General features: G+C 71.0%; 14 protein-coding genes. 6 read left to right on the top strand and 8 right to left on the bottom strand.

Annotated elements, in window-relative coordinates; all coding sequences use genetic code 11:
* Positions 1-5: 5 nt before the first annotated feature.
* Positions 6-575, bottom strand: coding sequence for an alpha/beta fold hydrolase (locus tag ACTFTM_RS10260; RefSeq protein ID WP_449565559.1), 570 nt, complete (start codon positions 573-575; stop codon positions 6-8).
* Positions 576-821: 246 nt separating this feature from the next.
* Between ACTFTM_RS10260 and rph the strand changes: the two genes are divergently transcribed.
* The 3 genes from rph to ACTFTM_RS10245 all read left to right on the top strand — a co-directional run bounded on the left by rph (position 822) and on the right by ACTFTM_RS10245 (position 5,175).
* The gene (rph, locus tag ACTFTM_RS10255; RefSeq protein ID WP_449565558.1) at positions 822-3,443 is read left to right on the top strand and encodes a rifamycin-inactivating phosphotransferase; all 2,622 of its coding nucleotides are present in this window, start codon (positions 822-824) and stop codon (positions 3,441-3,443) included.
* Positions 3,444-3,569: 126 nt separating this feature from the next.
* Positions 3,570-3,926: a YciI family protein gene (locus ACTFTM_RS10250; protein ID WP_449565557.1), complete on the top strand. Its 357-nt coding sequence runs from the start codon at positions 3,570-3,572 to the stop codon at positions 3,924-3,926.
* Between the two features lie 73 nt (positions 3,927-3,999).
* Positions 4,000-5,175, top strand: a complete 1,176-nt coding sequence (locus ACTFTM_RS10245) for an RNA polymerase sigma factor (protein WP_449566597.1) — start codon at positions 4,000-4,002, stop codon at positions 5,173-5,175.
* 92 nt (positions 5,176-5,267) lie between these two features.
* Here ACTFTM_RS10245 and ACTFTM_RS10240 read toward each other — a convergent pair whose 3' ends face one another.
* From ACTFTM_RS10240 to ACTFTM_RS10225, 4 genes are all read right to left on the bottom strand, one after another.
* Positions 5,268-5,627, bottom strand: coding sequence for a VOC family protein (locus tag ACTFTM_RS10240; protein ID WP_449565556.1), 360 nt, complete (start codon positions 5,625-5,627; stop codon positions 5,268-5,270).
* A 128-nt stretch (positions 5,628-5,755) separates the two neighbouring features.
* On the bottom strand, positions 5,756-7,297 hold the full coding sequence (locus tag ACTFTM_RS10235) for a non-reducing end alpha-L-arabinofuranosidase family hydrolase (protein ID WP_449565555.1): 1,542 nt from the start codon (positions 7,295-7,297) through the stop codon (positions 5,756-5,758).
* Positions 7,298-7,793: 496 nt separating this feature from the next.
* Complete coding sequence (locus ACTFTM_RS10230) at positions 7,794-9,110, bottom strand: cellulose binding domain-containing protein (RefSeq protein WP_449565554.1); 1,317 nt, start codon at positions 9,108-9,110, stop codon at positions 7,794-7,796.
* 418 nt (positions 9,111-9,528) lie between these two features.
* Entirely contained in the window at positions 9,529-12,417 is a 2,889-nt protein-coding gene (locus tag ACTFTM_RS10225; protein ID WP_449565553.1) for a BTAD domain-containing putative transcriptional regulator, read from the bottom strand.
* A 387-nt stretch (positions 12,418-12,804) separates the two neighbouring features.
* On the opposite strand from ACTFTM_RS10225, the gene ACTFTM_RS10220 reads away from it, so the two are divergent.
* Positions 12,805-14,925 carry an amylo-alpha-1,6-glucosidase gene (locus tag ACTFTM_RS10220; RefSeq protein WP_449565552.1) on the top strand — a complete coding sequence of 707 codons (2,121 nt, stop codon included), beginning with the start codon at positions 12,805-12,807 and terminating at the stop codon, positions 14,923-14,925.
* A 22-nt stretch (positions 14,926-14,947) separates the two neighbouring features.
* Here the strand turns inward: ACTFTM_RS10220 and ACTFTM_RS10215 are convergent, their stop codons facing one another.
* The 3 genes from ACTFTM_RS10215 to ACTFTM_RS10205 all read right to left on the bottom strand — a co-directional run bounded on the left by ACTFTM_RS10215 (position 14,948) and on the right by ACTFTM_RS10205 (position 16,752).
* Entirely contained in the window at positions 14,948-15,463 is a 516-nt protein-coding gene (locus tag ACTFTM_RS10215; RefSeq protein ID WP_449565551.1) for a sigma-70 family RNA polymerase sigma factor, read from the bottom strand.
* Between the two features lie 145 nt (positions 15,464-15,608).
* Positions 15,609-16,055, bottom strand: coding sequence for a DUF4333 domain-containing protein (locus tag ACTFTM_RS10210; protein ID WP_449565550.1), 447 nt, complete (start codon positions 16,053-16,055; stop codon positions 15,609-15,611).
* Between the two features lie 16 nt (positions 16,056-16,071).
* Complete coding sequence (locus tag ACTFTM_RS10205; RefSeq protein ID WP_449565549.1) at positions 16,072-16,752, bottom strand: hypothetical protein; 681 nt, start codon at positions 16,750-16,752, stop codon at positions 16,072-16,074.
* Between the two features lie 234 nt (positions 16,753-16,986).
* Between ACTFTM_RS10205 and ACTFTM_RS10200 the strand changes: the two genes are divergently transcribed.
* Both ACTFTM_RS10200 and ACTFTM_RS10195 read left to right on the top strand, forming a co-directional pair.
* Entirely contained in the window at positions 16,987-17,283 is a 297-nt protein-coding gene (locus tag ACTFTM_RS10200) for a WXG100 family type VII secretion target (RefSeq protein ID WP_007457407.1), read from the top strand.
* A gap of 87 nt (positions 17,284-17,370) precedes the next feature.
* Complete coding sequence (locus ACTFTM_RS10195; RefSeq protein WP_449565548.1) at positions 17,371-21,762, top strand: FtsK/SpoIIIE domain-containing protein; 4,392 nt, start codon at positions 17,371-17,373, stop codon at positions 21,760-21,762.
* Positions 21,763-21,801: the final 39 nt, after the last annotated feature.

Genomic DNA, 21,801 nt, shown 5'->3' with positions numbered 1-21,801 from the left:
TGCGCTCAGCGCGTGGGAGGGACGTCCCGGGTGATCACCCGCGCCACCTCGGCGAGGTCGTCGTCGAGTTGGTGACCGCGCCCGGGGAGCCGGTACAGGAGGGCCTGTGGCAACGCGTCCGCGTACCGGTCGGCGTGCGACGGCGGCACCGTCCCATCCCCGAGACCGTGGAACACCCGCACCGGCACGCCGCGCGGCAGCCTGACGCCGAGGTCGACGGGCAGCTCGAACTCGTCGCCGGGCCAGCCGCCCGCGCCAACGAAGGGGGCGGCGACCAGGACGATCAGCGCCAGCTCACGCACCGGGGGCCGCTCGGCGAGCGCATGGACGAGAATCGTCCCGCCCACCGAGTGGCCGACCACGACGGCTCCGTCGTCCAGGGCCGCGATCTCCCGGCGGATGGCAGCGCTCCAGGTGGCGCAGTGCGGATCGTCCTCGTCGGGGAGGCGTGGGTAGCGGACGTCGTACGAGGCACCGAGTTCGCGCCGCAGGCTGTCGACCATCCGGCTGTCCCACTCGTCGTACGTGCCGGAGCCGGCGCCCTGGACGAACAGAACCTGCGTGGTCGCTGTCACGACCGCCCCTCTCGAGCGCGGACCGTGCCGCTTTACGCGATTTCCGTTCACGGCGGAAAGGGGAAAACACCACCGGAAACCGCTCCCACTTCAACGTATATCGCAACCGGGGCCTTGCCGCAAGACCCCGGTCGTGGCGCAGAATCGTCGGCCGGAGACGGGAACCAACGAAGAATCGGGGAACCACGTGCGTGTGTTGTTCAAGGCGCTGGCGTTCGCGCGGACCGTCCGGGCCGAGGTGACGCGATGAGCGACAGGTACGTACGGGATCTCGACGAGGTCGACGAGACGCAGGTGGCGATCGTCGGCGGCAAGGGCGCCCGCCTGGGGGCGCTGTCCCGGATCGACGGCGTCCGCGTACCGCCCGGCTTCTGCGTGACGACCGACGCCTTCCGGCGGGTCCTGGCCGAGGCGCCCGCGATGGTGGAACACCTCGACGACCTGTCGCGCCTCACGGCGGACGACCGGGAGACGATCCGCGACCTCAGCGCGGAGATCCGCCGACTGATCGAGGGAATCGTCCCACCCGACGACGTGGTGACGGCGATCGGCGCGGCCCTGCGCCGGCACGGCACGGACGCGGCCTACGCCGTCCGGTCCAGCGCCACCGCGGAGGACCTCGCGACGGCGTCGTTCGCGGGCCAGCAGGACACCTACCTGAACGTCCGAGGCGCGGCGGCCATCCTGGCGCAGGTCAGCCGGTGCTGGGCCGCGCTCTTCACCGAGCGGGCCGTCACCTACCGACAGCGCAACGGCATCGACCACCGGGCGGTCCACCTCGCCGTCGTCGTGCAGAAGATGGTCTTCCCGCAGGCGGCCGGTGTGCTGTTCACGGCCGATCCCGTCACGTCCAACCGGAAGGTCGCCGCCGTGGAGGCCAGCTTCGGTCTCGGCGAGGCTCTGGTCTCCGGCATCGTGAACCCGGACGCCTACCGGGTGCGGGACGACGTGATCGTCGACAGGTCGATCGCCGTCAAACGCGTCGCCATCGACGCCCTCCCGGACGGCGGCACCGCCCGGCAGGCGATCAGCGCGGACCGGCAGGGGCAGCCGGCGCTGACGGACGACCAGGTCCTGCGACTGGTACGGGTGGGGCGGCGCATCGAGGCGGCCTTCGGCTGCCCGCAGGACATCGAGTGGTGCCTGGCCGACGACGACGTCCAGATCGTCCAGAGCCGGCCGATCACCACGCTGTTCCCCGTCCCCGCCGCTCCGAACGAGGAGAACCACGTCTACCTGTCCGTCGGGCATCAGCAGATGATGACCGACGCCATGAAGCCGTTGGGGCTGTCCATGTGGCAGCTCACGGCGATGGCGCCGATGCACGAGGCCGGTGGAAGGCTCTTCGTCGACGCCACCCGCATCCTGTCGTCGCCCGCGAGCCGCACCGGCTTCCTCGACATGGCGGGAAAGTCCGATCCGTTGACGCGGGACGCGCTGGAGACCCTCCTCGCCCGCCCCGACTTCGTACCGACGCTGACGCAGGACGCTCCCCGTGTCCCGCGACTCGGCGGCGCGCCGACCACGATCGAGAACGACCCGGCCATCGTCACCGAGCTGGTCGAGCGCAGCCGGACGTCTCTCGCCGCGCTGCGGCGCGACATCGCGACGGTGACCGGACCGGCGCTGTTCGACTTCCTGCTCGCGGCCTTCGAGGAGCACAAGCGACTGCTCGCCGACCCGCTGAGTATGCAGGCGATCATGGCGGGGATGGAGGCCACCTGGTGGCTCAACGAGCAGTTGGCCGAATGGCTGGGTGAGCGGAACGCGGCCGACACCCTCACCCTGTCGGCCCCCGGCAACGTCACGTCGGAGATGGGCCTGGCTCTGCTGGAGGTGGCGGACGCGATCCGCCCGTATCCCGAGGTGGTGGCCTTCCTGCGGGACGTCGACGACGACGGCTTCCTCGACGAGCTGCCCAAGCTGGCGGGCGGCATTCAGGCGCGCGACGCCATCCGGGCCTATCTCGACCGGTACGGAATGCGCTGCGTCGGCGAGATCGACATCACGAGACCACGCTGGGCCGAATGTCCCACCACGCTCGTGCCCCTGATCCTGGACAACATCAGGCTCCACGAGTCGGGAGCCGCCGCCCGGCGCTTCGCACAGGGCCACGCCGAGGCGCAGCGCAAACGCGAGGAGCTGCTGGAACGCCTACGCGCCCTGCCGGACGGGGAGCGCAAGGCCGACGAGACCGCACGGATGATCGACCGGGTCCGCACCTTCATCGGGTACCGGGAGTACCCGAAGTACGCGATCATCAGCCGCTACTTCGTCTACAAGCAGGCCCTGCTGCGGGAGACCGAACGCCTCGTCCAGGCTGGCGTACTGCGCGACGCCGACGACGTCTTCTACCTCACCTTCGCCGAGCTGCACGACGTCGTACGGTCGCACCGGATCGACGATCACCTCGTCGCGCGGCGCAGGGAGGCGTTCCGGACGTACCAGGCGCTCACCCCGCCCCGGGTGCTCACCTCCGAGGGAGAGGGTCTCTCCGGGACGTACCGGCGCGACGACGTGCCGGCCGGCGCGCTCGTCGGTCTCGGCGTCTCCGACGGGATCGTCGAGGGTCGCGCCCGCGTCCTTCTCGACCTGGCCGACGCCGACCTGGAACCGGGCGACATCCTGGTCACCGCGTACACCGATCCGAGCTGGTCACCGCTGTTCGTGGCGGTCTCCGGGCTGGTCACCGAGGTGGGTGGCCTCATGACCCACGGGGCGGTCATCGCCCGGGAGTACGGCCTGCCCGCCGTCGTCGGCGTGCCGGACGCGACCAGGCTGATCCGTGACGGGCAGCGGATCCGCGTGCATGGCGCCGACGGGTACGTCGAGATCCTGGACGCGTCCGCCGCTGCCGCTCAGTTGTAGGGCCTGGTCGCTGGCGCGACGTCGGGGACAAGATTTTCGGCGTGGCTGTCGATCTACGGCCCGCCCGGCCCGTCGTAGTGTGGAGGCCACCACGAGGGGGGCCGGCACACGGACGGGACTTGAGCCATGGCCAAGTACATGATTCTGATCTACGGCGACGCCCAGCAGTGGGACGCGATGACCGACGAGCAGTGGAAGGCGCACGACGCCGCGCACGAAGCGTTCGCCGAGAAGGCCGGCAGGCAGATCATCGACGGGAAGCAGCTGGAGATGTCGCCCACGGCCACCACGCTGCGCTCGGACTCCACGGGCCAGATCAAGACCACCGACGGCCCGTTCCTGGAGACCAAGGAGGCGCTCGGCGGCTACTACCTCATCGAGGCCACCGACCTGGACGACGTCCTGTCGTTGGCGGCGCTGCTCCCCGAGGTGCACGCGTCGCACAGCGGTGTGGAGATCCGCCCGGTGGTCGACCACGGTTGACGTGACCGACCCACGGACGAAGGACGAGGTCGTCGCGGCGGTCGCCCAGGCGCACCGCCGCGACTGGGCCCAGGTGCTCAGCACCACGGCCCATCTGACCCGCGATCTCGACCTGGCCGAGGAGTGCACACAGGACGCGTTCGCGCAGGCCCTGGAGACCTGGACGCAGACCTGTATCCCGGACCGGCCGGGCGCCTGGTTGACCACCATCGCGCGCAACCGGGCCCGTGACGTCCTGCGCCGCGAGTCGGTGTTCCGTCGCAAGATGCCGCTGCTGGTGGCCGACGGGACCACGCCGGGGCCGGAGGACGGCCTCGTCGACGACCGGCTGCGTCTCATCTTCACCTGCTCGCACCCGGCACTGGCCCCGGAGGCCCAGGTCGCCCTGACGCTGCGCCTGGTGTGCGGGCTGTCCACGCCCGAGGTGGCCCGCGCGTTCCTCGTGCAGCCGGCCACCATGGCCGCCCGCATCACCCGGGCCAAGAAGAAGATCGCCGCGGCCCGCATCCCGTACCGGGTGCCGGGCCCGGACCAGCTCGAAGAGCGGGTGAGCGCCGTCCTGGAGGTCGTCCATCTGATCTTCACCACCGGCCACACGGCGCCGCTCGGCGCCCAGCTGGTCCGCCAGGATCTGGTGGACAGCGCGGTCGGGCTGGCCCGCATGCTGCACCTGCTGATGCCGACCAACGCCGAGATCAGCGCACTGCTCGCGTTGCTCCTGCTCAACGTCGCCCGCCAGGACACCCGCAGATCCGCGGACGGGCGTCTGGTGCTGCTGTCCGAGCAGGACCGCTCGCGCTGGGACCGGCAGCTCATCGCCGAGGGCCGCGCTCTGGTCGCCGACGCGCTGCGTCGTCGGCCCCCGACACGGTACGCGCTGGAGGCGGCGATAGCCGCCCTGCACGCGGAGGCGCCGAGCTGGCAGGACACCGACTGGGCCCAGATCGTCGCGCTCTACGACACCCTGTTCCGGATCTGGCCCTCCCCCGTGGTCGATCTCAACCGAGCTGTGGCGATCGGGCTGCGCGACGGGCCCCGGGCCGGCCTCGACGCGCTGAACCCGCTGCTCGCCGACCCGGCCCTCGCCACGTACGGATACCTCAGTGCCGCCCGGGCCGACTTCCTGCGCCAGTTGGGGCAGTGGCCGCAGGCCCGGACGGCCTACGAGGAGGCGTTGACCCTCACCGACAACGACGTCGAACGTGCGTTCCTCACTGATCGGCTGACCGAACTGGAGCGGAATCCGTGAGCGCGCCGTCTCGCCGTCGGGCAGGTCCGCCAGGGCGGCGGCGATCTCGTCGGTCCGGTGGACGGTGGCGGGTGGCGGCACGAACCGGTCGGTCAGACATCCGCCTCGATGGCGAACGTGTTGCCGTCCGGGTCCTGGAACCAGGCGATGCGTCCACCGCCGGCCCGGGCGGTGATCCCCTTCCGGTCGTGCTCGAACTGCTCGTACCGCACGAAGTCGACGCCGGCCGAGGTGAGTTCGTCGACGATCTCGTCGAGGTCGTCGACGTACCACGTCGCCAGCGTCGCCTCGGTCGTCCCGGCGGTGACCGACTGGTACACGTTCAGGGCCGGTCCGCCGCCGGAGGCGTAGATGCGACTGCCGTCGGGGATGTGGGCGCTGGGCGCGGACCGCAGCGCGCGCAGGCCCAGCCTGCCTTCGTAGAAGGCGACCGCCCGCCCGATGTCGGACACGGCGACTGACGTTCGTAGGTGGTGTGCGCTCAAGGGCATGACCCAGCCTTGCAGAGGCGGGGCCCTGCGGACGTGACGCGGGGCGGGCTCGGCGTGGTGCCGGGCCCGCCCCTCGGTCGTGCGTCAGGTCAGCGTTGCAGGGTGAGCAGGCCCGGTCGGTAGGGCAGCAGGCCGTAGTCGACGCCGTTGGAGGAGGGCGATCGGCCTTGGTAGAGCAGTTGGAGGTTGCAGGGGTCGACGGTGAAGGTCTGGTCGGCGCTGGTGCGGATCAGCTCGCCGTGGCTGATGTCGTTGGTCCAGGTGGCGCCGCTGTTGGCCTTGCCGGCGAAGGGGTTGCTTTCGGTGGCGGCCTGGGGGGTCCAGGTGCCGTTGAGGCTGGTGGCGGTGAAGGAGCGGAAGTAGCGGCCCTGGCTGCCGATGGCTTCGACGATCATGAGGTAGCGGTTCTGGCCGCGGAGTTTGTACACCTGGGGTGCTTCGAAGAGGTTGTTGGTGGTGTCACTCATGATCGTGGTGTAGCTGGAGCCGAAGCTGGCGGGGAAGTTTCCGATGGGCATGCTGGCGCGGTAGATCTTGCCGTTGTCGCCGGCGAAGAAGAGGTACATGTTCTGGTCGTCGGCGATGAGGGTCTGGTCGATGGGGCCGGTGCCGGAGCCGGTGATGCTGCCGGTGAACAGGGTTTGCGCGGCGGACCAGCCGTTGGCGTTGGTGGGGTCGCTGGAGGTGCGGTAGGAGAACGCGGTGCCGCCCCACTGGTAGGCCAGGACCCAGATGTTCTTGGGCGCGAAGTAGAACAGGGTGGGTGCGACGGTGCCGCTGTTCATGGTGTTCTGGCTGGCCGAGGCCATGTCCGACCAGTTGGTGAACAGCCCGAAGTTCATCGAACCCCACGACGAACCGAAGTCGTGGGTGGTCGCGTAGACCAGCTGGCGGCCGTTGTAGGGGGCGACGGTGAAGTCCTTGAGGGACACCCAGCCGGACTTCGGCTGCGCCAACGCCCCGGTCGACGACCACCGGTACGACGACGGCAGGTCACAGGTGCCGCCCGGGGGCGGCGTGGTGGGAGGCGGCGTGGTCGGGTTGCCCCCGCCGTCGACGCGCACGAGCTGCCACTGCTGGTTGGCGCCGTTCCAGTCGTCGTACTGCACGATGTTGCCACCGTCGGCGGTCGAGGCGCCCTGCACCTCCATGACCTTGTTGCTGTTGCGGTTGATCAACCGCACATAGCCACTGTCCGAGTCGGCCAGGCGGAACTGCTGGTTGGTGCCGTTGTTGTCGGACCACTGCACGATCGCCCCGCCATTGGCGGTCGAACGGCCGGAAACGTCCAACACCTTGCCCGACAACCGCGACTTGACCCGGTAGTAGCCGCCACCCGAATCCACGAACTGCCACTGCTGCTGGTTGCCGTTGTTACGCGTCCACTGCGTGATGCGCGCACCGTCGTTCGTGGCCAGGTTGTAGACGTCCAGCGCCTTGCCACTGTTGCGGTTCACCAGGACGTACCACGCGCTGGTGTCGACGGTCGCCGCGGCGGCGGGCGACGACACCGCCATCGCGGCGGCGCCAGCAACCACCACCGCCGCCACGCTGGCGGCTGCCGCTCGTACCAACCATCCTCGTCGCCGCGAGGGCGGCGCTATCGCCGGGGACGTACCAATGGCGGACATGTTCCTCCTCAATCACAGGGAGCCGAACGGCTACCCGAAGCGGGGCGCACCGTGGCACGCGACCGGCGCACATGGCGGGAATGTTCGCGTTAACACATCCCTGCGCGCTGCGGACGCTGTCGGATTCACGGTCGACGAAGTCGGCCGGCGATAGATCGCATCCGACGTCGTCCTTGACCATCGACTGTGAGCGATAACATGCTGTTCGTCAAGACGTAACATCCGCGTAAACCTGGACCGGCGCGACGTGTCCAACATTGACGCCGGTCGCACGCCTGCTGCCCGACCACCCACTGCGGAGCGGGGCGGGTCGGCGCGCTCAGAGCGGCGGAATGACTGACGCTAACATCGACATTCGCGCATAAAGCACCGCGACTCCCCCGATGCCGCAGCCACGCTCGCGACGATCCGTCGACGGACCGCCGGCCGCGCCGACGCCGCATCGGCCCTCGACGCCCGGGTCCGGAGCCGGTGGCTCCGGACCCGGGCATCCGTTCTAGGGGCTGGTGCAGGTGACGTTGCTGGGCGGCGTGGCGCCGTCTCCGGTGGCGGTGAATCCGAAGGTCGTCGAGGCGTTCGGCGCGAGCGTGCCGTTGTAGGCGGCGTTGCGGACGGTGACGTTGCCCGTGGTTCCCGAGTTGACTCCGCTCCAGAGGCTGCTGATGGCCTGGCCGTTGGCCAGGGTCAGGCCCACCGTCCAGCCGCTGATCGTGCTGGCGGTCCCGTTGGCAACGGTGACCTCACCCTGGAAGCCGCCCGGCCAACTGTTGACGGCCCGGTAGGTGGCGGCGCAGGTGCCCGGCTCACCGGTCGGCGGCGGGGTGGTCGGCGGGGGCGTGGTCGGCGGCGGGGTGGTCGGCGGCGGGGTCGTGGGCGGGGGCGTCGTCGGCGGCGGCGTCGTGGGCGGAGTGGTGGACTGGAACTGGCTGAAGAACCGCCAGATCTCACCCGAGGTCCAGGTCCGCGAGTCGTTGGGGCTGCCCGACCCGTCGACCGGGCTCGGGGTGTGGTCGCCGTCGAAGGCGGCCCACTGCACGGGATACCCGGCGCGGCAGCCGGAGTAGGTGGTGGTGATGTGGGTCAGGCTGCCCCGGCTGGGCTCTCGTGGGCTCTGTGCCGTGCAGCCGTTGTTCCGCACGAACGTGTCGCGCAACGCCCGACCCTGCGAGATGTTGAGCACGCTGTCGTAGATGCCGTGGATGCCGAAGTACGGAACCGGCTGGGTGCCGCCGTTGCAGCCACTGAGGTTCGCGCCGGACAGCACGGCGACCGCGCGGATGACGTTCGGTCGGGCACAGGCCACCGCGTAACTCATGGCCCCGCCGTAGCTCCAGCCCAGGGCGAAGCGCTGCGTCGTGTCGACGCAGAGGTCGTTCTCGACCTGCCGGGAGATGTCGTCGAAGAGGGTCAGGTCACGACCGTTGGTGTTGGCCCAACCGGCGTTGATGCCCTGCGGGGCGACGAAGATGGTGCTGTTGTTCGACAGCGGCGCGAGCCCGTAGTAACCGGCCGAGGCGACGTTGTTGGCCGAACCGTTCAGCCAGTGGAAGCCGAAGACCAGCCGGTACTGACGGTTCCGGTCGTACCCGCTCGGGATCTGGAGGATGTAGGTGCGACTCTGACCGCTGCTGGTGATCGTGCGTGTCCCGCTGGCGAGGGTGGGCGCCTTGCCACAGCCCGCGGTCGCCGCGAGGGTGCCGTTCGTGGCTGCCACCGCCTCGCCACGGAAGCCGGCGCTCAGCGCTCCGCCGGTCGCCACGACGAGAACCGCCGCCGCCGCGACGAATGTCAATAGTTGTCTCCGTCTGACCATTGTGCTCGACTCCTTGCCGATGATCGTGCGTACACCAGGGGACGGCGCGGCGTACACGGGTGGGGGTACGGGCCGTACCGTCGCTGCCGGGTTGTGCGCGACGCAGCATGGGATGCGGGCATGCGGCCGGATCGGGGGCGTCCGGCGACCGCGCGGTCGCCTGGCAGTGGCGGAGCGGCCCGGACTGGTGTCACCGACCGGCGAGGCTGCGCGACGGCGAACCCTCGGCGTGCCTGCCGACTGACTGCGGTGACCGGGAGCGTGCCCTTCACTCCCCGCGCCGGAACATAGCATGTTATCGATAACATGCTCAACCGATCGAGTACCGCCCAGCGGACCGACATGGCCGGTCCGACGCCTTGGCGCGCTGGTCAGACGGCCGGCCGCAGCGCGGCGCGCCCACTCCCGCCACCACGTTTCACCGCTGCGTGTCCTCGGACCGCGAAGCGAAGGGAGTGACCTCGAGCAGCCTGTCCCCCAGGTCGCAGACCGTGTCCCGCATGCGACGGGTTCCCCCGTTCTGCATGGCGTGCATGGCGTCGCACGCCTCCCGCCATGCCTGACAGGCGCCGGGCACGTCGTCGAGATCCAGGAGTGTCGCGCAGAGCTGGGCGGACGCTTCGAAGACGCCGATCCGACTGCGTGCCTCGACGGCCGCTCGCAGCCCTTGCTCGAGCTGGTCCCGAGCGTCGCTCTGGTGCCCCAGCAACGCCAGACACTCGGCGATCAGGACCCGGATCGCAGGCTCGTCCGTCCCCGGTGCGAACTTCTCGCTCTGGACCAGCGCCTCGTTGAGGCACTCCATGGCCTCGCCGGGAGCACCGAGTCGGACCAGTGAACGGCCCCGGGCCACGGACGCCCAGATCTCGCCCTGCTCGAAGCCGGCGGCACGGTAGAGGGACAGCGCTCGCTCGTTCTCGGCGAGTGCCCGCTCGTGCCGGCCGAGCTGACTGTGGATCCGCTCCAGGGCACTGTGGACACCGCCCAGCTCCGCGATCAGGCCGCGCTCGGTGAAGATCTCCCGGGCGCGGGTGAGCAGATCGAGCGCCTCGTCGTAGGTGGCGAAGTGGTAGCAGGAATCGGCCAGACTCCACATGGCGTGGGCCGCGCCCACCTGGTCCCCGCAGCCGCTGGCGGCCCGCAGAGCAACCCGCATCACGTCCTGCCAGTCGTGGAACCGCCCGGTGAGCTGCAACCACGGCCAGATGGTGAGAGCCAGCCGCCAGGGCGGGACACCGAAGTCCCCCTCCGCCGCGCGGCGTACCGCCTCGAACAGGATCTCCCGATGATCGTCGAACCACCGCATGGCGGCGTCGTACGAATCGGGTCGCTCGGCGACGACGCCGGCCGGGGCCGGGGCGGGTGCGGCCGCCGGGCTCGTCGGCACGAGCCGCAGCGCGGCCTGGTAGCTGCTGTGCAGGTAGTGGTGCAGGAGCCGGCCGATCGCCGCTTCCCGGTCCAGGACCGACTCCTCGGCCAGGAACAGCTCCTGCGCGTAGGCCCTGATGAGGACATGCGAGGTGAGCCGTCCCCGGTCGTCCTCGTCGAGCATGGCGGCGTCGGTGATCTCCCGCACCAGTCCTCGCGCCTCGGTCGGCGGAGTCAGCGACATACTGGCGAACGCCTCCGTCGAGATGCCCGCCGTCATGGCGGCGGAGGACAGGCGGAAGAGTCGGGCGGCCTCCGGGCTGAGCTGGCGGTACGACCACGCGAAGGCGGCACGCGGATCACATCCGCCATGGGTGCTGGAGAAGGCGGCGAGTCGCCGCGCGCCGTCGCGGAGCTCGGCGGCCACGTCCTGAAGGGCAAGCCGCGGACGAGCGCTCAACCGGCCCGCCAGGATCGCCAACGCAAGCGGTAGGCGGCCACACATCTCGATGATCTCGTCGAGGATGTCGGACGGCGGGGCGTCGCCCGCCGGCAAGCGGTTCGGCGCGTCTTCCAGCCGGCGCTGGACCAGCCTACGGGCGGTCGGCATGTCCGGGGGATCGAGGTGCAGCAGGTGGGCCCCGTCGCGGACGGCAAGATCGACGAGCGGCCTACGGCTGGTCACCAGAACCAGGCACTCCGGGGAGTTGGGCAGCAACGGACGCACCTGAGCGGCGTCCAGCGCGTTGTCGAGGAGAATGAGCAGCTTCCGACCGGCGGTGAGACTGCGGTAAAGGCCGACGCGCGCGGCGAGCGTCCCCGGGACGCTGGACATGTGGAAACCCTGCGACGACAGCAGGGATCCGAGCGCGTCCCGGGCGGACAGGCTGTCGACCTCGGGCTGCTCCGCGCGCAGGTCGAGGTACAGCTGGCCGTCGGTGAATTCACCGGCTACCAGGTGGGCGAAGTGCGCGGCCAGGGTGGACTTCCCCACGCCGCCCATCCCGTCGAGGGCGACGACGAGCGGACCCGTCCCTCGCGCGTCGGCCGTGCCCTCACGCAGACCGGCGAGCGTCGCGAGCTCGGCGGAACGTCCGACGAAGGCGGGGAGGTCGGGTGGGAGCTGCGCCGGTCGTACCAGCGGCACCGGCCACGACCGGACGCTCCGCCCGGTTTCGCCGCCGGTCCGACCGCTCCCCGACGACGTCGTCGTCGTGCCCGTCAGCACCCGCCGGTGCGCGGCCTGGAGGGCCTCGCCCGGATCGATGCCCAACTCCTCGGTGAGTCGGGCACGGGCGCTCCGAAACAGCTCCAGCGCCTCGGCCTGGTGGCCAGCCGCCCCGAGCGCGGCGATGAGACTCGCCTGCACCGGCTCGTGGAACGGCGCCATCGAGGCGGCCAGCCGCAGCGGCCGCAGCACCCGCGTCGGACGCTCCAGTGACATGGCGAGTTCGGCCGCCGACACGCACACGTCGAGGAACTCCCGATCGAGCGCAGCGAAGATCGACATCGCGGTGGTGCCGTGGGCGTACGTGTCACCGGCGGGCCCGCGCCACAGCCCCAGGGCCTGGGCGTAGTGATCCAGCGCCGCGTGGCGGTCGCCGGCCGTGAGCTTCGCCCGGGCGGCCCCGACGAGCTCACGGAAGCGGAACAGGTCAAGCGAGCCCGGCGCCGGCGTGAAAAGGTAGCCGCCACCGTGCCGCCGCAGGTACGAGCCGGGCGCGCGCAGCGGAAGCGAGGGTTCCATCAGTCGCCGCAGCGCGCCGACGTACTTGTGGATGACGTTCGAGGCGCTGGCCGGGGCGTCCTCGCCCCAGACGAGTTCGATGAGGTCGCCCGCGCTGACCGGTCGTCCGGCCCGGGCGAGCAGCAGAGCCAGCAGGCGGCCCTGCTGTCGAGGGCCGACGTCAAGCTCGACACCGTCGCGCCACAGTCGCACAGGCCCCAGGATCTCGAAACACAGCGTGCCGGCGGCCGGTCGGGATCCGTCTTCTCCGTGGCGGACATCGGCCGAACTTGACAATTCAATCTCCCGTTTCGCCTACCCGTCGCCGCCAGCGGCTGCCACCCGCGCTCCCAGTCTACGTGCGAGCCAGCGAGCCGAACTCCTCGCCGACGGCGGAACCGGACGAAACGCCGGAGCACGACGCCCGGCAACAGAAATCTCACTGCGGGAATATGGCGCGGAAAGCGCTCCGGTACCGTTCGTCGCCTTTCCCACGGGACCGGGAATCCCGTGCGATATGGCAGCGAGGCCGTCCTTTCGAGCCCTAGACTGCGAAGCGTGCACGGCGGGGCCGCCCCTGCCGACGGAGGTGCCGGTGCCATGAATGCTCAGCCGACGAAACAGCAGGAACGCCCTCACGGCGGCGCCAACCGCGACATGCCCCCGGAACTCGGCCCCGATTCCATCGGCGTATTCGAGGGTCGTGCCTTCATGTTGTCCAATTCCGTTGGTGACGTTCCCAACGATTCCATTGCCGGACTCGTACACGACGACACCCGCTATATCAGCCGATGGGAGCTGACCCTCGACGGACTCGCGCCGCTGGTGCTCAGCGCCAACACGGTCGACGCCTACTCCGCCGCCTTCTTCCTCGCCAACCCCGAACTGCCGGACCTGCGGGCGAACGGCGTCGGCGTACGACGGGAACGGTTCATCGGTGACGGCATGTCCGAGCGGATCGTGTTGCAGTACTTCGGTGTCGAGCCGGTCTCCGTACGGCTTCGGCTGGATGTCGGCGCGGACTTCGCCGACCTCTTCGAGATCAAGAGGGCGGCACGGAGCAGGCTGGCCGACATCCGGCGGAGCCACCGGTCGGACGGCTCGGCCCTGCGCTTCTCCTACCAGAACTCGCGCTGGTCGGCCGGCACCACCGTCGAGGCCGACCCTCCCGCCGATCGGGTCGAGGGCGACTCGCTGGTCTGGGACGTACGCCTGGAACGAGGCGGCACCTGGGGTTGCGAGCTGCGTGTCCTGCTGAACTGCCAGGGCGAGACGTTCACGCCGACCAACCGTGCCTTCGGCGAACCGCAGGACACCGACGCCGACGACCCGGCAACGCTGTGGACGGCGAACAAACCAGACCTCAGCGCGGAATCGGAGCTGCTACGCAACGTCTATCACAAGTCGGCAGTCGATCTGGTGTCGATGCGTATCACCAAGGAGATCAACGGCCAGAAGATCGTCCTGTTGGCTGCCGGCATGCCCTGGTTCCTGACCGTGTTCGGGCGGGACACGTTGATCACCGCCTATCAGAGCGTCACCTGCGGTCCGGACGTCGCGCGTGGAGCGCTGGTGACTCTCGCCGCGCACCAGGGCACCGTCGTCGACGACTTCAGCGACCAGGACCCCGGGAAGATCCTGCACGAGTTCCGGTCAGGGGAGCTGACGAAGCTCGGCATCGAGCCGTACGGCCCGTGTTTCGGCGCGGCCGACACCACCCAACTGTGGCTGATCCTGCTCTCCGAGTACTGGCGGTGGACCGGCGACGACGCGTTGGTCCGGCAGTTGCGGCCCAACGCCGACGCGGCGCTGCGCTGGATCGACGAATTCGGGGACCGCGACGGCGACGGGTACGTCGAGTACGGCACGCGCTCTCCGAACGGCATGCGCAACCAGTGCTGGCGCGACTCGCCGGACGGCGTGCAGTTCGCCGACACCAGGCTCCCCGACCTGCCGGTCGCCACGTGTGAGATCCAGGGCTACACCTACGACGCGAAGGTACGCGCCGCGGAACTCGCCGACGGGCCGTGGGCCGACGCCCCGTGGGCGCGACGGCTGCGCAAGGAGGCCGCCGACCTGCGCGAGCGGTTCAACCGTGACTACTGGCTGCCGGGGCGCGGCGGCTACTACGCGATCGGCCTCGACGCGGAGAAACGTCCGATCGATTCGATGACCTCGAACATGGGCCACCTGCTGTGGAGCGGGATCGTGCCACCCGAGCGGGCCGCCGTGGTGGCGCGGCACCTGATGTCCGACGAGATGTTCTCCGGCTGGGGCGTCCGGACGCTGTCGACCGCCGATGTGGGGTACAACCCGATCGGATACCACCTCGGCACCGTGTGGCCGCACGACAACTCGATCATCGCCGCCGGGCTCGCCCGGTACGGCCACCGGGACGAGGCCAACCGCATCGCGATGGCGATGCTCGAAGCGGCGGCCCACTTCGAGTACCGCCTGCCCGAGGCGTTCTCCGGGTACGACCGTTCGCTCGGACGGCGACCCGTGCCCTACCCCACCGCCTGCAACCCGCAGGCCTGGGCCAGCGGGGCGCCCCTGCTCTTCCTACGGACGATGCTCGGGCTCGACGTCAGCGACGGCATCCTCGGCGCCGACCCGCACATTCCCGAGACGTTCGGGGCCATCCGGCTGACCGGGGTCACCGTGCACGGCGCGAAGCGGACCGTCGACGCCTCCGGTTCGCGGCTGCGTACCCTGGCCTGAGCTGCCGGGGAACCCGACCTGGTCAGGCTGCCCGGCAGCTCGTCCGCAGGGTGTAGAGGGCGTCCTGATGCCGGGAACGGACCGTGCGGACCGGGACGCCCAGTGCGCGGGCCGTCTGGTGCGCGGTCCGACCCGCCAGGTAGGTGTGCAGCAGCACCGCGCGGTGCTCGACCGACAGCCGTCGCAGCATCGAGACCGCCTCGGCGGTGGCGACGGCGGCGTCCGCGTGGTCCGGTTGGGCGACGTCGACCTCCGGCTCGGCCCTCTCCCGCCCCACGGCGACCTGGCGCAACGACGCGGCCGCCAGGTCACGCGCCACCGTCATCAACCAGTCGCGGATCGGCACGTCGATGAGGCGGAGGCGAGCGCCGTGCTGCCAGGCGTGGATGAACGTCTCCTGCACGATGTCCTCGGCGAGATGGTGGTCCACCACGATCTGCTCGACGAAGGAGAGCAGCGGCCCGGTGTGATCGGCCATCAACTCGTCCAGTGCGGGAGTCCGACCGGACGCCGCACAGGACTGGGGAGCCGTTGTCATCGCTGGTGCCTGGTCCTTAGCGAGCGGGTCTACGAGCGGGCCCACCACCGACCGTCCTGCGACCGGCGCCGATGATCGGCCCTGACCCCGACGCTAACCTTCGCCAGTTACCAATCTCGTGACGAATTCTTACCGGCCCGGACGACTACTTCGGGCGCGCGACCTCCAGCTGACCCGTGGACCGGACCGTCACCCAGGTCGTGACCGTCGCCCCGTCGACCTCGGCGGTGCAGGTGAACCGGTGGCCCTCGATGACCGGCTGGTCGACCGGGCAGGCGACGGTGTCCGCGTTCAGCCCGTAGTCGGTCCGTAGGACGGTCAGCACCTGACGTTGCAGGGCAGCGGTGTCGAGGACCTTCTGTCGCGGGAGGTCGGGCCGGGTCACGGCCACGACCGTCCCCGCGACGGCCAGGAGGACGACCGGGACCGCGACGGCCACCACGAGTTTCGGGGAGAGCCGCCAGCGTCTCGCCGCCGGCACGCTCGCCGCCGGCCCCCACTGCGGCGGAGGCGCCGGTTTCCAGCGGGGTACCACCAGGGCGGGCCCAGCGCCGGCGACCGCCGGGCGGTCGGACGCGCGATCCGGGTTCATCGTCGACTCCACGGTCTCAGCGGGCGGTGGGGGTGGGCACGGCGACGACCTCCGGTACCGGCTTGGTCTTCGCGCCGGTCGGGGCGACCGCGAACCAGGTGCCGCCGACTCCCTGGCCCCGGATCTCACCGGGCGCGGTGTCCTTCGCGAACAGGTAGACCGGCCAGCCGCCGATGGTCACCTGGCAGGTGCCGTCGGCCCGCTCGACGTACCCGACGAGTCGGGGGTCGACGCCGTCGGGGTAGATCCGGCCGGGTGACGAGATGAGCAACGGGGGCCAGGTCTTGGCGCAGTCGCCGGCACAGGTCGCCTTCGGCGGCTTCGCCGAGTCCTTGTCGAACCGGTAGAGCGTCCTGCCCTGGCCGTCCGCGACGTACGTGCCGATGTCGGCCTGGTCCATGGCCCGCAGCTGCACCATGTCGCTGCCCTGACCACGGTCCGGGCTACCGGAGACGGGGACGTCGGACGGCCCGCTGAAGATCTGGACGCGGCGCTGCGTCTTCGCCACGGTCGGCGGCGGCACCGGGCTGACCTCGATCACCTGCGGGCTCGGGTCCGCGCCCGCGGTGACCGGCGCGGACGCGGACGCCCCCTGGGTCGGAGCGGTCGCGGTGACGCCCGCCCCCGTGGCGTCCCCACACGCGGTCAGCGCCGCCAGGCCGATCACCGCGATCGCGATCCGCGCTCTCTGCACCATGTTCGCTCCACCTCGTGTTCGGTGTGGACCGGGCTCGTGCACAGGTCCGGCACCCACACGGACGTCGTCCCGAAACGGTTCACCGCCGTACCGGGACCCACGCCCGGGACGGATTCGAACTTGCCCTGAACCGGATGGCGCGAGCATCCGTGTGGGTGGCGGCATCGGCGCAAGACGGTCCACGAGGGGACCGACTCGCCGATCCGCAGAACCACAGGAACACGGGAGGGCGACATGGCCACGTACCACATCGTCAGCGAGGACATCCAGGAGTCCGCGAGCTGGCTGCAGCAGAACATGCAGACCCTGCTGGACGGGATGACCCAGGCCAAGAGCAAGATCGACACGCTGATCCAGGGTGGCTACAACACCCCGGGCGCGCAGCAGCAGTTCGGGCCGTACTTCGAGGAGTACAAGGGCAGCGTCGACCAGACCCTGCACGGCATGGAGGGCATCAGCCAGTACCTCACGCAGGTCAGCGACGCCTTCTCGGAGACCGACACGCAGACCGCCGCCAGCCTCAGCCGCTGACGCGACGAACGGTCGGGGCCGCGTGGTGAGCGATCACCACGCGGCCCCGACCGTGTTCCCGACGGATCGTCCGACCAGGAGATACCCGTGCGACTGTTGCTCACCGTCACGGACCAGTCCACCCCCGCAACCGATTACCAGGTCGAGGCCGCCCTCGACTCCACCGTCGCGGAGCTCGCCGAGGTGCTGGCGGGACGCCGTCCGGAACCCGGTACCCGAGCGCCGACGATCTTCGTCGCCGGCGCTCCGCTGGACCCCGGGCTGACACTCGCCGACGCCCCGCTGTGGCAGGGCAGCGTCATCGAGCTGGACCGTCCGACGTCCGTGTCGCCGCCACGGGCGGCGGGTGCACTGGAGATCCGGGTGGTCAGCGGTCTGGGCGCCGGCAACCTGTATCCGCTCGACACCGGCGAGCACACCATCGGCGTCGCCGACGACGACCACGTCCGCGTACACGACGACCCGCTCGCTCCGGCGCTCGCCCGGCTGCGGGTGACCGAGGACGGGAAGTGCTGGCTCCGCCCGGAGGCGCCCGGCTTGTTGCTCGACCGGATCGAGGTCGACGAGCAGGAGCGGATCTGGACGCCGGGGGCGCAACTCGCCGCGGGGTCGTCCCTGCTGGAGCTTCGCCGCTCCCTGCGGGACGAGGCCGCGCTCCAGATCTCCGAGGACCGTACGGGCCTCGACTACAACCGTCCGCCCCGCCTCCTGCCCGCGGCGCGGACCACCCAGTTCACGCTTCCCGGGCCGCCGTCGCCGCCGGAGCGACGGCCGCTCACGCTGATCACCGTGCTGGCGCCGGTCGTGCTCTCCGGCGCCGCGTTCGTCGTCACCCGCAACCCGCTCACGTTGCTCTTCGCCATCCTGTCGCCGTTGGTGCTGATCGCCGGTCAGATCGGCGCGCGGCGTCAGGGCCGGGCCACGTACCGCTCCCGGCTCGCCGACTACGAGGCGAAGAGGGCGCGCATCAGTGGCGAGGCCGAGGAGGCGCTGGCCGCCGAACGGTCGGTTCGTCGGGACAACTTCCCCGACCCCGCGGCGATGGGGCTGGTCGCGGTCGGGCCGCAGCGTCGCCTCTGGGAGCGCCGCCGTACCGATCCGGACTTCCTGGAGCTGCGGGTCGGCAGCGCGGACCTGCCGTCCGAGGTGGTGCTCCGGGATCTGAGCCAGGACGAGAACCGGCGTGAGGTCCGGTGGAGCGCCTTCGACGTGCCCGCGACCGTGCCGGTGCGCAAGCACGGTGTCGTGGGGGTGGCCGGCGACGCCGTCGCGCGTCAGACGGCCCGCTGGATGATGGCCCAGGCCAGCGCGCTGCACAGTCCGGAGGACCTGCAGATCTACCTGCTCTGCGGCGCCGCCGACGAGGCCGGCTGGGCCTGGGCGGGGTGGCTGCCCCACCTGCGGCCCCGCGACGGTCAGGACACCCTCGCGACGGTCGGCACCGACACCCAGACGCTGGCCCGCCGGGTCGGCGAACTGGTGACCATCATCTCGTCCCGTACCGGCGAGCGGGGCAACGGCGCGTTCCGGGACGTCCTCGTGGTGCTCGACGGCGCCCGCAAACTGCGGTCCCTGCCCGGCGTCACCCAGATCCTGCGCGAAGGACCGGCGGTCGGGGTGTACGCCATCTGCCTGGACGCCGAGGAGCGGCTGCTGCCCGAGGAGTGCCAGGCGGTCATCGCCCAGCAGGAGGACGGGTCGCTGCTGGTGACCCAGACCCTCGCCGCCCCGATCGCGGACGTCCACCCGGACGTCGTGTCGCCGGAGTGGCTGTACCGGGTGGCGCGGGCGCTCGCGCCACTGCGGGACATCGGCGGCGCCGACGAGGAGAGCGCCCTGCCCGGGTCGAGCCGGCTGCTCGACGTACTCGGAATGGAGCCGCCGGAGCCGGATGCGGTGACGGCCCGGTGGACCTCGGGTGGTCGGACCACCGAGGCGGTGCTCGGTGTGTCGCTCGACGGGCCGTTCGCCCTCGACCTGAAGCGGGACGGACCGCACGGCCTGGTCGCCGGCACCACCGGCTCCGGCAAGTCGGAGCTGCTGCAGACCCTCGTCGCCTCGCTCGCCGTGGCCAACCGTCCGGACGCGATGACGTTCGTGCTCGTCGACTACAAGGGTGGCAGCGCGTTCAAGGACTGCGTCCTCCTGCCGCACACCGTCGGCATGGTGACCGACCTGGACACCCACCTGGTGGGCCGGGCGCTGACGTCGCTCTCGGCGGAGCTGCGCCGACGCGAACACATCCTCGCCGAGGCCGGGGCGAAGGACATCGACGACTACGTGGAGCTGCTGCGCCGCGAGCCGTCCCGCGTCCCGATGCCGCGGCTGCTCATCGTGATCGACGAGTTCGCGTCGATGGTGCGTGACCTGCCCGACTTCGTGACCGGTCTGGTCAACATCGCCCAGCGCGGCCGGTCGCTCGGCATCCACCTGGTGCTGGCGACCCAGCGACCCGGCGGCGTGGTCTCCCCCGAGATCCGTGCCAACACCAACCTGCGCATCGCCCTACGGGTCACCGACAGCAGCGAGAGCCAGGACGTGCTGAACGCGCCGGACGCGGCGGCCATCTCGAAGTCGACGCCGGGTCGCGCGTTCGTCCGTCTCGCCCAGTCGTCACTGGTGCCGTTCCAGGCGGGTCGGGTCGGCGGGTTCCGCCCCGGCGCGCGCAGCACCGACCGGCCGGCACCCTGGTTGGCGCCGTTGTCCTTTCCCGACCTCGGACGCCCCGCGCCGCGTCGCCGCTCCGGCGGGGCGGCGCCGTCGGCCGAACTGACCGACCTCGCGGTGCTCGTGACGGCGATCCGGGACGCCAGTGAAGGGCTCGGCATCGCGCCACAGCACAGCCCCTGGCTGCCGGCGCTGCCCACGTCGCTGACCGTGGACGCGCTGCCTCCGGCCCGCGCCAACGACTACCACCTCCCGACGGTCGCCTACGGACTGGTGGACCTTCCCGCCCAGCAGGACCAGGTGCCGTTGGCGCTGGACCTCTCCACGCTCGGGCACCTGCACGTCATCGGCTCCTCGCGCAGCGGCCGATCGCAGACGCTCCGGACGATCGCCGGGGCGCTCGCCCGCGTCCACTCCGCGGCGGACGTCCACCTCTACGGCGTCGACTGCGGCAACGGGGCACTGCTGGCCCTCAACGGCCTGCCGCACTGCGGGGCGGTGGTGCAGCGTACCGAGGCGGAACGGCTCGGCCGGTTGTTCGCCCGTCTCGTCGCCGAGTTGGGCCGGCGGCAGCAACTGCTGGCCACCCGGGGGTCGGCGAGCATGGTGGAGTACCGGGCCGGCGCGGCCCCGGACGAGCGACCGCCACACATCCTGGTGCTCCTGGACCGGTTCGAGGTCTTCGACAAGACCTTCGCCGACTACGACAACGGCACGATCATGGCCGGTCTGCTGACGCTGCTGCGCGAGGGCGCCGGGGCGGGCATCCACGTGGTGCTCGCGGGCGACCGGGCGATGTTCTCCAGCCGGATCTCGTCCACCACGGACGACAAGCTGGTGCTGCGCCTGACCGAACGCGGCGACTACAGCATGGTCGGCATCAACCACCGGCAACTGCCGGACGAGATCGAGGCGGGCCGCGCGATCCGGGCGTCCGACGGCGCCGAGGCGCAGATCGCGCTCCTCGGCGAGGACAGCTCCGGTCAGGGACAGGCGCGCGTACTCGCCGACATCGCCGAGACGGCCCAGCGGCGGGACGCGGACCTCGCGCCCGGCGACCGCCCGTTCCGCATCGACGTGCTGCCCGACGAGCTGACTCTCGCGGACACCGAGGCGCTCACCCGACCCGACGGGCCGCTCTGGACGATGCTTGGTGTCGGTGGCGACGAGCTCACCGCGATCGGGCCGGACCTGACGGTCGTCCCCACCCTGGTCCTGGCCGGGCCGCCGCGCTCGGGTCGGAGCACCGCCCTCCTGACGATGGTCGCCGGCCTGCTCCGCAAGGGCACGCAGGTCGTCGTGGCGGCACCGCGCAGGTCGCCGCTGCGCGAGCTGGCCGGACTGCCGGGCGTGCTCGACCTCGTCCCGAGCGAGAACCTCACCTCCGCCGGCCTGACAGCGGCGCTGAAGCGCAGGGAAGGACCGGCCGTGGTCGTGCTGGACGACGCCGAGTTGCTGCTCAAGTGCGACGCGGGCAGCGACCTCGGAGAGATCGCGCGGGCCGGCGCGGAACACGGGCTCGGACTGATCATGGCCGGCACCATCGACGGTCTGTCCGGCGGTTTCGGCGGCTGGCACGTCGACGCCCGGCGCAACCGGCAGGGCGCCCTGCTCAGCCCGCAGGGCCTCGGCGACGGCGAGCTGATCGGCGCCAAGCTGAGCCGGGGTCAGCTCGGCGTGGGACGCCTCGGTCGGGCGCTGCTGCACCTGGGCGACGGCACCGTCCGTCTGGTCCAGGTCCCCCGCACCGATCCGGCGGCGCTGCGGTCACTGGCGACGCCCGAGCAGGCCCAGGCGGCGGCCGAGGGCTGACCCGACCGCAACGGACAAGGGGGACACCGCGCCGCGGTG

Source organism: Micromonospora sp. RB23, from assembly GCF_053585025.1.
Note: the sequence above shows the minus strand (reverse complement) of the source record. Positions and strands in the feature narration are given on the sequence as shown.